1 protein-coding gene is annotated in these 207 nt (G+C 47.8%); it reads left to right on the top strand.

What is annotated here, in order from left to right:
• Positions 1-207: CorA family divalent cation transporter (locus LJE08_RS14920; RefSeq protein WP_304608389.1), on the top strand; the 207-nt coding region annotated here is incomplete at both ends.

Raw genomic sequence — 207 nt, forward strand, 5'->3', positions numbered from 1 at the left:
CTGGACGATATTATTATCGAAGCTCAGCAAGGGTTAGAAATGGCCCAGATGACATCTGACGTCTCGGCTCGCGTTTCTGACGCCTATAGCAAGGTCCTGGACAGTAATCTGAACCAGACCATGAAATTTTTGACCATCTATTCAATCGTCTTGGCAATTCCGCCAATCGTTTCCGGCTTTTATGGGCAAAATGTCCGCTCACTGCCG

It is taken from the genome of Holdemanella sp. DFI.5.55 (assembly GCF_020593575.1).
Taxonomy (GTDB): Bacteria; Bacillota_I; Bacilli_A; order Erysipelotrichales; family Erysipelotrichaceae; genus Holdemanella; species Holdemanella hominis.